This window comes from Streptomyces sp. NPDC054842 (assembly GCF_053611025.1).
Window position 1 is genome coordinate 62963 of sequence record NZ_JBSGZN010000016.1, and the last position, 13896, is coordinate 76858.

At 68.1% G+C, this 13896-nt stretch carries 12 protein-coding genes; 6 read left to right on the forward strand and 6 right to left on the reverse strand.

All coding sequences use genetic code 11. The features are described 5' to 3' along the window. The first annotated feature begins 50 nt into the window (after positions 1-50). Together ACWGIS_RS15255 and ACWGIS_RS15260 are read left to right on the forward strand one after the other, a co-directional pair. Positions 51-3140, forward strand: coding sequence for a DUF3427 domain-containing protein (locus ACWGIS_RS15255; protein ID WP_453362878.1), 3090 nt, complete (start codon positions 51-53; stop codon positions 3138-3140). Between the two features lie 88 nt (positions 3141-3228). Next, positions 3229-3891: an HAD family hydrolase gene (locus tag ACWGIS_RS15260; protein WP_453362879.1), complete on the forward strand. Its 663-nt coding sequence runs from the start codon at positions 3229-3231 to the stop codon at positions 3889-3891. On the opposite strand, the gene ACWGIS_RS15265 is transcribed toward ACWGIS_RS15260, so the two are convergent. Further along, positions 3872-5143: a transcriptional regulator gene (locus ACWGIS_RS15265; protein WP_453362880.1), complete on the reverse strand. Its 1272-nt coding sequence runs from the start codon at positions 5141-5143 to the stop codon at positions 3872-3874. The two genes, ACWGIS_RS15260 and ACWGIS_RS15265, sit on opposite strands and share 20 nt — an antisense overlap. A gap of 187 nt (positions 5144-5330) precedes the next feature. Here ACWGIS_RS15265 and ACWGIS_RS15270 point away from each other — a divergent pair, with 187 nt between their 5' ends. Continuing rightward, on the forward strand, positions 5331-5822 hold the full coding sequence (locus ACWGIS_RS15270) for a hypothetical protein (RefSeq protein WP_453362881.1): 492 nt from the start codon (positions 5331-5333) through the stop codon (positions 5820-5822). 20 nt (positions 5823-5842) lie between these two features. Here the strand turns inward: ACWGIS_RS15270 and ACWGIS_RS15275 are convergent, their stop codons facing one another. Then, entirely contained in the window at positions 5843-6955 is a 1113-nt protein-coding gene (locus ACWGIS_RS15275) for a hypothetical protein (RefSeq protein WP_453362882.1), read from the reverse strand. 148 nt (positions 6956-7103) lie between these two features. On the opposite strand from ACWGIS_RS15275, the gene ACWGIS_RS15280 reads away from it, so the two are divergent. Beyond that, a complete protein-coding gene (locus ACWGIS_RS15280; protein WP_453362883.1) occupies positions 7104-7406 on the forward strand; it encodes a hypothetical protein in 303 nt (100 codons plus the stop codon). Between the two features lie 240 nt (positions 7407-7646). Here ACWGIS_RS15280 and ACWGIS_RS15285 read toward each other — a convergent pair whose 3' ends face one another. Beyond that, complete coding sequence (locus ACWGIS_RS15285; protein WP_453362884.1) at positions 7647-8612, reverse strand: GlxA family transcriptional regulator; 966 nt, start codon at positions 8610-8612, stop codon at positions 7647-7649. A 434-nt stretch (positions 8613-9046) separates the two neighbouring features. Between ACWGIS_RS15285 and ACWGIS_RS15290 the strand changes: the two genes are divergently transcribed. Continuing rightward, entirely contained in the window at positions 9047-9496 is a 450-nt protein-coding gene (locus tag ACWGIS_RS15290) for a hypothetical protein (RefSeq protein WP_453362885.1), read from the forward strand. 10 nt (positions 9497-9506) lie between these two features. Then, positions 9507-10025 (forward strand): levansucrase, encoded by a 519-nt coding sequence (locus tag ACWGIS_RS15295; protein ID WP_453362886.1) that lies wholly within the window; start codon positions 9507-9509, stop codon positions 10023-10025. 63 nt (positions 10026-10088) lie between these two features. Here ACWGIS_RS15295 and ACWGIS_RS15300 read toward each other — a convergent pair whose 3' ends face one another. The 3 genes from ACWGIS_RS15300 to ACWGIS_RS15310 form a co-directional block, all read right to left on the reverse strand. Further along, positions 10089-10565: a hypothetical protein gene (locus tag ACWGIS_RS15300; RefSeq protein ID WP_453362887.1), complete on the reverse strand. Its 477-nt coding sequence runs from the start codon at positions 10563-10565 to the stop codon at positions 10089-10091. A gap of 213 nt (positions 10566-10778) precedes the next feature. Further along, positions 10779-12287 (reverse strand): MFS transporter, encoded by a 1509-nt coding sequence (locus tag ACWGIS_RS15305; RefSeq protein WP_453362888.1) that lies wholly within the window; start codon positions 12285-12287, stop codon positions 10779-10781. Between the two features lie 225 nt (positions 12288-12512). Further along, positions 12513-13874 (reverse strand): DUF445 domain-containing protein, encoded by a 1362-nt coding sequence (locus ACWGIS_RS15310; protein ID WP_453362889.1) that lies wholly within the window; start codon positions 13872-13874, stop codon positions 12513-12515. Between the last annotated feature and the right edge of the window lie 22 nt (positions 13875-13896).

The window sequence follows — 13896 nt, forward strand, 5'->3', positions numbered from 1 at the left end:
ATCTGTCGGAGCCAGTCGCGGGTGTCTATGAGGAACTCATCACGCGACGCATGCAAGCACAGATGCACGAACTGGACGCGGCAGGTTGGAAAGCCATCGACGGCGACGTCAGCGAGGAATCCTCCCCTCATGTGATCGCCCGACATCTGAGCCGCGCCATTGGGCGACGGCTCGCCCAGGTGCCACAGGACCAGCGTGTGGCGGTCGCAAACCGGATCATCGAATCGATCACCTCCGATGCCGGCGCTCCGCTGAAACTCGGCACGAGCAACGCCGTCGAGCTGATCGCCGAGGGCCCACGGCAGCTGCTCGCTCTGGCAGAACAGGAAGCACCAGGCGTTTACGCCATACGTCCTCTGACGCCCCTCTCCGAGACTGCGCTGATCACGAACTCGCCAGAGGACCCGAGCCTCGGAGCCGAGCTACGGGCTGAACTCGCTACGGCAGATCGCATTGACCTGCTGTGCGCCTTCGTGAAGTGGTACGGCCTTCGGGTATTGGAAGATTCTCTCCGCGCGGCCAGAGCGCGAGGTGTCCCCATCAGGGTCATAACGACCACGTACATCGGCGCAACCGATCGGCACGCTCTCGACCGCTTGGTGCGTGACTTCGGCGCCGAGGTGAAGGTCAACTACGAAATTCGCTCCACTCGCCTGCACGCCAAAGCTTGGCTCTTCCGCCATAAAAGCGGCTTCGACACGGCCTACGTAGGAAGTTCCAACCTGTCCAAGGCTGCACTGCTCGACGGCCTCGAGTGGAACGTGCGCCTTTCCTCCGTAGCGACTCCCGCTGTACTCAACAAGTTCGAAGCGACATTTGACGCGTACTGGAATGACAGCGCGTTTGAGTCGTACGATCCAGATGACGACGGAGAGCGACTCGACCGCGCCCTGGCACAGGCAGGAGGCACCGGCAGCACCAGTGACTTGAAGATCAGCCTGTCGGGCCTTGAGGTGCACCCGTTCCCACACCAGCGGGACATGCTTGAACGACTTCGCGTGGAACGTGAAATCCACGGCCATAGCCGCAACCTCCTGGTCGCTGCCACTGGAACCGGCAAGACGGTCATGGCCGCATTGGACTACCGGGCCCTCTGTCAGAAGCATGAAGGCAGAACCCCCACCCTGCTGTTCGTAGCCCACCGCAAGGAAATTCTCAACCAGTCCTTGCGTACCTATCGAGAAGTTCTCGATGACGCGTCGTTCGGTGAGCTTCTCCACGGCGGTCAGGATCCGCAGCAGTGGCAGCACGTGTTTGCCAGTGTTCAGTCTTTGAACATCCAGCGCCTTGAGACGCTGACACCCGATCACTTCGACATCATCGTGATCGATGAGTTTCATCACGCCACTTCCGCCACCTATCGTCGCGTCATTAGCCATTTTCAACCGCAGCAACTGCTTGGCCTTACAGCCACGCCCGAACGAATGGACGGGCTCAATGTACAGGACGAGTTTTTCGAAGGACGCATTGCCGCCGAGATGCGGCTTTGGGAGGCCCTGGAAAACGACCTGCTTTGCCCCTTTCATTACTTCGGCATTCCGGATGGCACCGACTTCACAGGTCTTGAATGGAAACAAGGCGCTTACGCGGACCGCGAGTTGGGCAATCTCTTCACGGGAAACGACGCCCGTGCAAGAATCGTGGTCAAGCAAATCCGGGACAAGGTCTCTCAGCCCGGATCGATGCGTGCCCTAGGATTCTGCGTCACCAAAGCTCACGCCCACTTTATGGCCGACTTCTTCCGGAGGGCTGGCTTCCAGGCCGCCGCTCTCGACAGTGACTCCCCTAGCAGCGTGCGGGCACAGACACTTGCCGAACTACGCAGCGGCAAGCTGCAAGTGATTTTCTCGGTTGACCTCTTCAACGAGGGACTGGACATTCCCGACGTAGACACGCTGCTGCTGCTGCGCCCCACGAACAGTGCCACTGTCTTTCTTCAGCAGCTCGGTCGAGGTCTGCGTCGCACAGAAAAGAAGCCGGTCCTCACAGTGTTGGACTTCATCGGGCAGCATCGGGTGGAGTTCCGCTTCGAGGAGCAATTCCGGGCCATGACGAACCTCTCCCGCAACCGGCTCGTCGAGCACATCGAGCGCGACTTCCCTCAGCTTCCTTCCGGATGTCAAATTATCTTGGAGGGCAAGTCCAAGGACCTCGTACTTGGTAACATCCGTACTCAACTGGGCGCGACGGTCAAGACGCTGGCGAAGGAAGTGAGGGACTACGCCACTCCTCACCTTTCTGATTTCCTCCGTGAGAGCCGACGAGAGATCAAGGAAATCTACAAGAGTGGAAACTCGTGGGCGACGATCCTTCGTAAGTCGGGCCTGTTGAATGAAGCTGCTCCGGAGGGGGAAGCGGAGCTACTGAAGCGCGTGCATGCGTTCTTGCATGTTGATGACCCGGATCGCGCACAGGCCTACCTTCGCCTCATCGCGGACGACGCTCCCTCATACGGATCACTCGACCGCACCGAGCAAACGTATGCCCACATGCTCTTCTTCAACCTTTGGGACAACGCCGGTGGCTTCACCAGCTTCGCCGAGGGCCTGGATTCACTGCGGAGTCAGCGGGTCTTTCGCGACGAGCTTGAGCAAGTGCTGTCGTACGTGACGAAGCGTACCGACCACTTTCCCATCCCACTTTCAACACCACACCAGAACATCCCCCTCAGAGTCCACAGCTCCTATAACCGATCAGAGATCTTGGCCGCTCTTGGTGTTGCACGCTTCGGCGGTCAGATGCCTCGGTCCTTCGCTCAGGGGGTCCAGTGGGTCGAGGAGCTCAAGACGGACGCTCTGTTGATCACTCTGGAGAAGAACGAGAAGGACTTCTCTCCCACGATCCGATACAAGGACTACGCACTAAGCCCCACTCTCCTCCACTGGGAGTCACAGAAGGCGATTGCTGATACGTCCCGAACCGGTCTGCGTTATCAGCACCACGTTCAGCAGGGCAGCCACATACTGCTGTTCATGCGCCGCTACAAGACCACCGACATAGGAAAGTCTCAACCGTGGATGCTCTTGGGGCCCGCAACCTATGTGGAGCACACGGGCAACAACCCCATGGCCATCACCTGGCGCCTGCAGCACGATCTGCCGGCCGACGTCTGGACCTACTCGGCCATCACTCCGGGATGACTTACGCGCCGCCAACGTGTTGTGCCGCGCTTCGAGCGAGGCGACAACCACATGGCGGGGAACGACACAACGCCGCTAACCTGCTCCCATGATTCGCGCAGTGGTCTTTGACGTGGGTGAATGCCTCGTGGACGAGACCCGGGAGTACGGGACTTGGGCCGACTGGCTGGGTGTGCCCCGGCACACCTTCCATGCGATGTTCGGAGCAGTGATCGCTCAGGGACGTGACTACCGCGAGACGTTCCAGGAGTTCCGGCCCGGCTTCGACTTGTACGAGGAGCGCGAGAAGCGGGCCGCAGCCGGGCAGCCCGAGACCTTCGGCGAGGACGACCTGTACGAGGACGTCCGCCCTGCTCTCACACAGCTTCGCACCGACGGGCTCTGGCTCGGGATCGCTGGTAACCAGACCGTGCGCGCAGGGCGGATCCTGCGCTCTCTGTTCTCCGAGGACGTAGATCTCATCGGCACCTCCGACGACTGGGGTGCCGCGAAGCCGGACCCCGAGTTCTTCAAGCGGGTGGCGGCAGTTGTGCCGTTTGCGCCTGACGAGATCCTCTACGTCGGAGACCGCTGCGATAACGACATTCGCCCCGCTGCAGAAGCCGGAATGCGCACGGCGCTCGTGCGCCGGGGGCCGTGGGCCACGATTCAGTGGGAACAGGCTTATGCCGTCGAGTCACCCACCTTCCGCGTCCTCGATCTTCTCGAGCTCTCGGGGTTGATCTCCGACTTCAACGACTCAACGCGCTGACCGTCGTCGACCAGCCGTAGAGCCGATCGTCGAGCTCACGAACGCAATGCTCGTGCTGATGCGGCGTGAGAGCGCGCCTGACTTCCCGTACGCGGTCCATGCCGGTCGCATACCAAGTTAGAGCCAGTTGATCGAGGGCACGGGAGGCGTACTCACATGCTGCATCCAGGTTCCCGGACGCGGCTTCCACGGCGGCCAGGTCACCGAACACGACCGTGCGCTGCTTGTCCTCAGCAGCAGGAAGCTCGTCCAGAACCTGGAGAAGCGTCTCGCGCGCCTGGGGTAGATGGCCGGCCATCAACTGTGTATTCCCCTTGAACGCGGCCAGGCGAGTCGGCGAGAACCAATCCATCCAGAGCGGCGACGCGTGCATATTGCCCACGTTCAGTACGTCGTCCGCGTGGCCGATCAAGTGCAGCGCGGTACGCGTGTTCCCGCACCTGGTCTCGCATTCGGCTTCAACCGCATCGAGCCACGCCAGGAACTCCGCCGAGGCGGAGGCACGGCGGGCATAGGTACGGGCTGCCACCATCCGCTCAAGCGCGGCGTCTCGGTCACCCGCCCAGCCCGGAATGAAGGCCATGTGCGCGATGACTGCCGCGCCGAGCAATGGATCGTCGGCCTCTCCTGCGGCTTGAAGGGCCAGGAGAAGTGTGTCACTCGCTCCAGCCGGCTCCCGGAGGTCAAAGAACTCGATCCGCCCAGCCAACAGGTACGACTCCGCAAGCGACGCAGCAACCGCGCGCCGGACGGTGCCCGCCGTCTCCGACAGCAGTGCACATCCCAGGGCGGCGTGCGCGATTACAGCGGGGTGCAGCACCGCGGGAGCTACCGACCAATACAGCCGGCGGTGTGATCGGGTCACGGAGTCGAAGTCCGCACCAACCGTGGCCGGTTGCTTCGGTGCGGCCTCTCTGCCCGGTACGGCGGCGAGGTTGGACAACGTTGGTGCACCGGCCGAAGAAGCGTGCGCACGGGCAGGTTGCGCCTCATCCGAACCCCAGGGAGGGGTGAAGCCGAGCGATTCCATGGGCTGCCCCAGCAAGTGGACCAAAACTCGCTGGCAGTCCGGCTGCGGCCAGGGAGGGCTCTCGGACTCCCAGCGCCTGACCTGACGCACGCCGATGGACAGACCGCGGACGCCGATCTTCCCGGCGGTGCGGGTCAGAGCATCGGCCAGGTCCTGCTGCGAGTTGTATCCGGCAGCCACGCGAGCGGCCTTCAGGCGGACGTTGCCCGTGGGACGAGGCATGGATACCTCCTCAGAGAGACTGGGTCGACTGTCCCACAAAAGGTCCTCTACGCGGCACCCAATCACTCCCAAGTGTCAAATAGGCCCTTCACACGTCCTCTTGGAGACCCCTCCAAGCCCTCGAAGGTGACGCGCTGTCCGTACATGCTGGGCTCACAACGGTCACATTGACGACGGGAAGTACGCCGTGGACACACAACGGACGACGGAGAGAACCATTGCCGAGTGGCTCACCCAAGAGCACCCGACACCGGAGCAGGTGTGGACGGAGTGGGCGACGATGGGGGTCGCCCTGGTACCGCTCGGCAGGCGTCTCGCCGCCGTGAGGATGCATGCGGACATCGTCCATGCTGCCGTCGAATCCGACGACCCGCTCTATGTCGCGGAACGAGTCAGGGACCTGCTCCCGGGCCCCGTCGTTCACGACCGTCGCGTCAGTGGCGTGACGTACTACGCCCTAATCCCGAGAGACCCAGATCTCGCATGGGCTCCCGACGAACTTGCTGCCTGCTTGGGACCGGGCGTCTATCTGGGCGTGCCACGCATCGACCGTCGCGAACCACCGGGCACCTACTGGGTGATGTCGCCACGCCATGCCGGTGACCTGTGCGTGCCGCAATCTGTGGGCGCCCTCATCAGGATGGGGCGGCGGCAACTGGCCAGCAGCACTGATCTGTGAAGCCTCACGAGGCATAGGTGCTACTGAATGCTCCAACGATGCTCGTGTGTCGGGTCTGTTGGGCAGGTGAAGATGTTCAGTTCGCCCCAGCGGCCCACTGTGACCTCCGTGGGGGTGGCGGTTCTGTGGGTGGGGAGGGCCTGTTCTTCCAGGGGTTTCCAGCTGCCGCTTCCGCCGTCCCATTCCGAGCTGTCGATCGTGAGCAGCAGGTCCATCGGGGTCGCGCAGGTGTGGCAGTTCATGGGCATCGGGTCCGTGAGGTGCCAGGACGCGAAGCCGCCGACCCGCCAGCCGGGTGGGATGGAGAGGTCGTACTGGTACCGGGGCGGCTCGGGCGGAGCCACCGCCGCGCGTGCTTTCGCCCACGCCTCGTACTCCTCCTCCGCATCCCACGACCGTTTCTGTTCCTCCTCGGCCGCCCTTTCCTCGGCCTCCTCGGCCTCCTCCTCCAGAGCCTCCTCCCACGCGTCGATCCGGGCACACAGCTCCTCCGGCAGCAGGCCCGCGAAGGGGTAGGTCGTCACCTGTTCCGGGTGCAGTACGCAGGGCTCCGGGACGTACCCCGCGTAGCCGACGACCTCCGGTCGCGGGGGCGTGAGCAGGGGGCCCGTCACCTCTCGTGAGCGGCGCCACCGCAGGTTCAGCGACACGCCGTAGCCGGTCGCACCGTGCCGGTCGAACGGGCACCAGAGGACCTGGAGCAGGTCGCAGCCGTCCGGTCCCGGCCGCAGGTCGGCGAGGTCCCGCCGGTAGAGCTGGGCGAGGCCGATCATCGGCACCGGAGTGGTGTCCGCGAGGTCCGCGACACGGTGCTCACTACTCAACTCCGTCAGCCGCCGGCGTTCCTCCTCCGTCGGCCCCGCATCCCGGTCGCGAGCCCAAGCCTCGGTCAGAATCCGGCGCTCCTCGTGGATGTCCGCCGGGCGCCTGCCCCGGCTGCGCCCGTGCGGTTCCGTGCAGACGGGCCACGGTTCGTCCGCCGGCCACAGCAGCGGGCCGCCCACCGAGCTCATGGACGCGTCGGGGATGCCCGCCCTCGGGTGCAGCCGGGTCGTCGTCCCGCGGTACGCCGCCAGCTCCGGGAAAAGTGCCTCGACATCCAGCGGGCGGGGCGGGGTGGTCCTTCTCGTCATGGGCCGACTGTAGGGACAGCTCACTGAGCGCGGGGCAGGCCCCCGGGTGGGACGGCCCCCCATGCCTGGTGAGGCGGTCGTCGGGCGGTCGGGTGGGCGCGTTAGCCTCGATGGCGATCGACCGAGTCGGCAGCACTGGGAGGCAGCGATGGCGAAGGTTCCGGCCGCGGTGGTGGCCGCCGGGGGGATCGTCGGCGGGTACGGCGTCGCCCGGTGGACCGGGAAGCGGCAGCTGGGCGGGGTCGTGCTGGCCGCCGCCGGTGCCGCCGCCGGACGGCAGTGGCAGCAGCAGGCGGGTGGCACGGCCGCCGGGTTGCTGGGTGCCGCCTACGTCGCCGCCTTCGCCGGGTCCCACCCCCTCGCCAAGAAGGTCGGCGCCTGGCCCGCCGTGTTCGGCGTCGCCGGAGCCGTGGCGCTCGCCTCCTGGGCCCTCGCCGACCGACACGCCTGACACCCGGCCCATGGGGTCGGACGAGGCACTCCTCGCCGATCGGACGGGGCACTCGTCGCCGAGTCGCCATACCGGCGGCGGCCCGAGCGCCGGCCGCCCAGCCGCCGTACGACCCCGTCCGGGCGCTAACCCCGGGGCCGCCGTACGGCCCGAGCCGCCGCACGCCGCCGTACGACCCCGGTCAGCGTCCCCCGCCCTACGGCCCGAGTCGCCGTGTCGGGCCGGCGGTCCGAGTCGGGGTCACGCCGGCGCGGCCGTTTCCGGTGCTCCCCGGAACGCCCGCCGGTAGGCGTGCGGGCTCGTACCCACGACGCGTCTGAAGCGGTCCCGGAACGCCGTCGGAGAGCCGAAGCCCGCCTGGGTCGCGATGCGTTCGACCGGGTAGGTGGTCGTCTCCAGGAGGTACTGGGCGCGGCGGACCCGCGCCCGGTGCAGCCACTGCAGCGGCGTCGTCCCCGTCTGCTCCCGGAAGCGGCGGTTGAGCGTGCGCGTGCTCGTGCCCGCCCGGGCGGCGATGTCCTCCAGGGTCAGGTCCCGGCCCGCGTTCTCCTCCAGCCAGTGCAGCAGCGGCTCCATCGTGCTGCCGGCGGGTGCCGGGGGCCGGGCGTGGACGATGAACTGCGCCTGCCCGCCCTCCCGTTCGAGCGGGACCACGGACATCCGCGCCGCGTGCGCCGCCACCGCCGAGCCGTGGTCCCGGCGGATCATGTGCAGGCACATGTCGATCGCCGCGGCCGCGCCCGCCGAGGTGAGGAACTGGCCGTTGTCGACGTAGAGGACGTTCGGGTCGACCGTGACCGCGGGGTACCTGGCCGCCAGGTCGGCCGCCGCGACCCAGTGCGTAGTGGCGCGCAGTCCGTCCAGGAGCCCGGTGGCCGCGAAGACGAAGGCGCCGACGCAGATCGACGCGATCCGCGTGCCGTTCGCCGCCGCCGCGCGCAGCGCCTCCGCCACCCCCGGAGGCAGCGGAGCGCTCGGGTCCGCCACCCCCGGCAGGACGATCGTGTCGGCCTCCGCCAGCGCGTCCAGGCCGTACGGGGCCCGCACCGCGAACGGGCCCGCGCTCACCTCCTCGGCCACCGCGCAGACCCGGACCCGGTACGCCTCCCGCCCGTCCGGCAGCCGGGCCCACCCGAATGTGTCGATCGGGGCCGAGAGGTCGAACGGGATGACCTGGTCGAGCGCCAGTACAGCCACGGTGTGCATGGCGAGAGCGTAGGTCTGCCCCTGATTACTGCCAACTCTGAATCGAGTTACAGCCGACCCTGCGCCGGATCACTGCCCACCCCACGCCACATGACGGCCCACCCCACGCCACATCACAGCCCACCCCACGCCGGATCACTGCCAACGCTGACTGCTGCCAGCCGTTGACTGCCGCCATGCCCTGACCACAGCGGACCCGCCAGCCCTTGACCGCCGCCGCCAAGCCCTGGCCGCAGCGAACCCCCTCAGCGCGGTCAACCCCCGCCTGCGCCCCAACTCCCCGCGCCCCACGGAGAACCGCCACCCCAGCGGTATCCCGCGATACCGCCAGCCGGACACCGCAGGCCCCGGCCCTGCACCAGTGGCGAGAATCCGTTGTTCCTCGGCACTATCGCCACTTCTCCAAGATCCGGTGCGGCCCCTACCGTCGCCGGGTGACCAAGTTCCTCCTCGCCGTTCACGTCATCGCCGCCATCGTTGCCGTCGGGCCCGTCACCGTCGCCGCGAGCCTCTTTCCGCCCGCCGCGCGCAAGGTGCTGGACGCGCCGACTGACGTGCGGGCCCTCGCGACCACGCGGCTGCTGCACCGGATCTGCCGGGTGTACGCCACCGTCGGCGTCGTCGTGCCCGTGTTCGGGTTCGCCACCGCGAGCAGCATGGGCGTCCTCGGGGACACCTGGCTGATCGTCTCCATCGCGCTGACGGCGGCCGCCGCCGTGGTCCTGGCCGCGCTGGTCCTGCCCCGGCAGAGCGCGGTCCTGGAGGGTACGGGCGACCGGGCGGCGATGGTCCGGCTCGCCATGTTCACGGGTGTCTTCAACCTTCTCTGGGCCACCGTCACCGTTCTGATGATCGTCCGACCGGGGTCCACGACCGGCGCATAGGATCCCGGTCATGCACGCACAGCAGGGACAGCCGGGACAGCCGGCGTCGCAGGCCTACCTGGCCTCGTTGGAACAGCGGCTGACGGCCGACGGATGCAGCACCCGGTGGGAGGACTGGGCCGGAGTGCCCGTGCTCGTCGGGCGCCGGGCGGACTTCCGGATGCGCTGGGCGGCGACGCGGCTGCACCTCTTCACCGTGGCCGCGGCCGTACCGCAGATATCCGTCGAGGCCATCTCCGGCTTCACCGACCAGGTGATGAAGTACGCCAAGGACAACAAGGGCGGCCTGCCCGTCGGCCTGCAGAACGGGATCGGCGCGTTCCCCGTGCTGGTGAGCGAACGGGTTGACCCGGCGGCCGTGCACTGGGCGGAGCAGCAGCAGCGCCTGAAGTTCGCCGTCATGACACGGCCCGTCGTGGTCGACAGCGCCCGCCAGTACGTCGGCACCTACCGCGGCAAGCCCGCCCTCGGCCGCGTCTACGCCTCGCACTTCATCGAGAAGGGCTCCGCGTACTTCTACGGTCAGTGAGCCATCCGATGCGCCTCACGCCGCACGCCTCACGCCTCGCCCGTCGAAGCCACGCGTCACGCGTCACGCGTCACACGCGTGAGCGAACACCGCCTCGTCGTCCTGCGGTTCCGGGTTCTCCCTGAACTGCCGGGCCACCGCCGTCGCCACGAGGACGACGGTGGCGATCAGGAGCGTGTGGAACGCCCACACCAGCGGCCACGCGTGCGCGAGCCCGTCCGGCGGGCTCGGGTGCGTGCGCAGGGAGAGGTGCATGAGCGCCGCCGGAGGTGCCGCGACCAGCAGCAGGGGCCAGGCGAGGGCGTCGCGGTGGCCGAAGTAGGCCGCCAGGAGGATCAGAGCCGCGGCGAGCAGCAGGACGCCGGCGCCCGGCACGGGGGTGATCTCGTCGAAGGCGCCCGGGATTTCGAGGCGGTCGCGCAGATCCCAGGGCAGGCACAGGAGGTACGCCGTCCCGGAGAGGGCGGCGCCGAGCACGCGCGTCAGCCAGCGTTCCGGCCAGGGGCGCGTTCGCAGAGGGCTCAACAGCTTCTCGGTCATGCGTACGAGGTTCCGCCGGAAGGAAGCGGTCCGACAGAGTACGCGTACTCAGGTTCCCTTCCGCAGCGGTACGCGCCCCGCAGCCCGCCCGGCCCCGGGCCCGCAAGGCGCCGGGCGCACGCCTCCCAGCCCGCCCCCCGCAGGACACCGGCCCCACGCACCCCGGCCCGGCGCCCAGAGGACGCCGGGCCGTGGCCGTGAGGGGGCCTGCGGTCAGGTGGCCGGTGCCGAAGTGGTGTCGGACGTCTGCTTGTTCTCGGTCGCCGACAGCGGTGTGGCGATGTCCTCCAGGGAGCGGCGCTCGGCGTTCACCGCGAGGAACACGGCGACCAGTCCCGCCGCGCACATCAGGCCCGCGCCGATCTGGAAGGCGAGCACTGTGTCGCCGACCACGCCGGACTCGGTGAGGTCCGCGAAGACCAGCGGGCCGCTGATGCCGCCGGCCGCGGTGCCGAGGGCGTAGAAGAAGGCGATGGCCATGGCCCGGGTCTCCATCGGGAAGACCTCGGAGACCGTCAGGTAGGCGCTGGAGGCGCCCGCCGACGCGAAGAACAGCACCGCGCACCAGCAGGCGGTCATCGTCACCGCGCTGAGCGAGCCGCGGTCGAAGAGCCAGGCCGTGCCGAAGAGGAGGAGGCCGGAGATCAGGTAGGTCGAGGAGATCATGATGCGCCGGCCGAGGGTGTCGAAGAGCTTGCCGAGCAGCAGCGGGCCGAGGAAGTTGCCGGCCGCGATGACGGCGAAGTAGTAGCCGGTCTTGCCGGTGGGCACGTCGAAGAACTTGGTGAGGATGGCGCCGAAGCCGAAGGTGATGGCGTTGTAGAGGAACGCCTGGCCGATGAAGAGGGCGAGTCCGAGCGTGGCCCGCTTGGGGTAGCGGCCGAAGACGGTCTTGGCGATGAGGCCGAAGCCGATGCTCTTGCGCTGCTCGATGGTGATCTCGCGGTCCGGCGCCGGGAGGGGCTCCCCCTTCTCCTGCTCGATCTCGCGTTCGACGGAGGTGACGAGGGCGTCGGCGTCCTCGCCCTTGCCGTGGATGAACTGCCAGCGCGGGCTCTCCGGCACGTGCCGCCTGACCAGCAGGATCACCAGTCCGAGGACGACGCCGAGGGCGAAGGTCAGGCGCCAGCCGACGTTCGCCGGGAAGATGTCGGTGTTCAGCATGACGATGGAGAGCAGGGCCCCGCCGATCGCGCCGAGCCAGTAACTTCCGTTGATGATCAGGTCGACCCGGCCGCGGTACTTGGAGGGGATCAGCTCGTCGATCGCGGAGTTGATGGCCGCGTACTCGCCTCCGATGCCGAAGCCGGTGAGGAAGCGGAAGGTGAAGAACCACCACGGGGAGAAGGACACGGCGGTCAGCGCGGTCGCGGCGAGATACACGGCGAGCGTGATCATGAACAGCTTCTTGCGGCCGAACCGGTCGGTCAGCCAGCCGAAGAACAGCGCGCCCGCGCAGGCACCCGCCACGTAGAGCGCCGCCGCGATACCGGTGACCTGCGCCGAGGAGATGGCGAGTCCGCTGCCTTCCTCGGAGAGACGGCCCGCGATGTTGCCGACGGTGGTGACCTCGAGGCCGTCCAGGATCCAGACGGTGCCGAGGCCGATCACGATCATCCAGTGCCAGCGTGACCACGGCAGCCGGTCCAGGCGGGCCGGTACCGCGGTCGTGACGGTTCCCGTGGAGCCGGGCACTGAGGCCGGCGTCGCTGATGCTGTCATGGCTCCCTCTCCGTTGAGTGACCCCGGGGGTGACCCAGTTGAGAGTGCCCTGGTCCGCGCTTCTCACGCCCGGCGGGCCGAGCGCCCGCGTACGCCCCCCGGGTAGCCCCGCCCGCCCCGCCGCGTTCGCCGTCCCAGGCCCCCAGCGCGCGTGACGCCACGTAGATGAGCAGCCCGGCCCGCCCCGCGAGTACGCCGACGCCCGCCCCGCCCGCGTACGCCGCCTCAGGCCCCCAGCGCGCGCGACACCACGTAGATGAGCAGTCCGGCCAGGGAGCCGACCACCGTGCCGTTGATGCGGATGAACTGCAGGTCGCGGCCGATGTGGGCCTCGATCTTCCGGGTGGTGTGCTCGGCGTCCCAGCCGGCCACGGTGTCGGTGATCAGGGAGGTGATCTCCTTGCGGTACGTCGTCACCACGTACACCGCGGCCCCCTCGACCCAGCCGTCGACCTTGTCCTGCAGCTTCGGCTCGGTGGCCATGCGGGCGCCCAGCGAGAGCAGCGAGGCCCTCACCCGCAGCCGCAGCTCGCTGCGCTCGTCCTCGGCGGCGGAGACGATCATGGCGCGTACCGCCGTCCAGGCGGAGGCGATGAGGTCCTGGACCTCGCCGCGGCCGAGGACCTCGCCCTTGAGGCGCTCCACGCGCGCCCGGGTGTCGGTGTCGGACTGGAGGTCGGAGGCGAAGTCGGTGAGGAAGCGGTCGAGGGCGCCACGGGCCGGGTGCGAGGGCGCGTCGCGCATCTCGGTGACGAAGCGCAGCAGTTCCTTGTAGACCCGCTCGCCGACCTTCTTGTCGACGAAGCGCGGGGTCCAGCCGGGGGCGCCGCCCTGTACGGCGTCCATCACCGAGTCGCCGTGCAGCACCAGCCAGTCGTGGGCGCGCACGCAGACCAGGTCCACGACCCGGTGGTGGCCGCCGTCGGCGACGACCCGCTCCAGCATCTTGCCGATGCCGGGGGCGATCTCCTGGGCGTCGGCGCGCCGGGTGATGGCCTCGCCGACGACCGCCTGGACGTCGGCGTCGCGCAGCACGGTCAGCGCCCCGCGCAGCGCGGTGGCGAGCTCGGCGGTGACGCGGTCGGCGTGCTCCGGTTCGGCGAGCCAGGCGCCGAGGCGGCTGCCGATGCCGACGGCGCGCAGCCGCTGCCGTACGACCTCCTCGGAGAGGAAGTTCTCGCCGACGAACTCACCCAGGGAGACGCCGAGCTGGTCCTTCTTGCTGGGGATGATCGCCGTGTGCGGGATGGGCAGTCCGAGCGGGTGACGGAAGAGGGCGGTGACCGCGAACCAGTCGGCGAGCGCGCCCACCATGCCGGCCTCCGCGGCGGCGGCCACGTACTCCGTCCAGGCGCCCGCGCCCTGGTGGGACGCCCAGGTGGCGAGGACGTAGACGAGGGCGACGAGGAGCAGCAGACCGGTCGCCGTGATCTTCATCCGGCGCACCCCGCGGCGCTTCTCCTCGTCGGCGGGGCTGAACGTGTTCATGGCCCGGCCGGAGGGGCCGGCGGCCGGACGGTTCCCGGGGGCACCCGGCCGGGCATGCTGACCCTCGGCACCCGCTTCTTCCGCTTTCGTACGTTCCATCCGCTCCACCCGTTCGGTGACC

Bases quoted from the DNA above. Each gene is read 5' to 3' on its own strand.
- ACWGIS_RS15255 (WP_453362878.1), top strand. From the start codon at position 51: ATGCAAGCACAGATGCACGAACTGGACGCGGCAGGTTGGAAAGCCATC.
- ACWGIS_RS15260 (WP_453362879.1), top strand. From the start codon at position 3,229: ATGATTCGCGCAGTGGTCTTTGACGTGGGTGAATGCCTCGTGGACGAG.
- ACWGIS_RS15265 (WP_453362880.1), bottom strand. From the start codon at position 5,143: ATGCCTCGTCCCACGGGCAACGTCCGCCTGAAGGCCGCTCGCGTGGCT.
- ACWGIS_RS15275 (WP_453362882.1), bottom strand. From the start codon at position 6,955: ATGACGAGAAGGACCACCCCGCCCCGCCCGCTGGATGTCGAGGCACTT.
- ACWGIS_RS15280 (WP_453362883.1), top strand. From the start codon at position 7,104: ATGGCGAAGGTTCCGGCCGCGGTGGTGGCCGCCGGGGGGATCGTCGGC.
- ACWGIS_RS15285 (WP_453362884.1), bottom strand. From the start codon at position 8,612: ATGCACACCGTGGCTGTACTGGCGCTCGACCAGGTCATCCCGTTCGAC.
- ACWGIS_RS15295 (WP_453362886.1), top strand. From the start codon at position 9,507: ATGCACGCACAGCAGGGACAGCCGGGACAGCCGGCGTCGCAGGCCTAC.
- ACWGIS_RS15300 (WP_453362887.1), bottom strand. From the start codon at position 10,565: ATGACCGAGAAGCTGTTGAGCCCTCTGCGAACGCGCCCCTGGCCGGAA.
- ACWGIS_RS15305 (WP_453362888.1), bottom strand. From the start codon at position 12,287: ATGACAGCATCAGCGACGCCGGCCTCAGTGCCCGGCTCCACGGGAACC.
- ACWGIS_RS15310 (WP_453362889.1), bottom strand. From the start codon at position 13,874: ATGGAACGTACGAAAGCGGAAGAAGCGGGTGCCGAGGGTCAGCATGCC.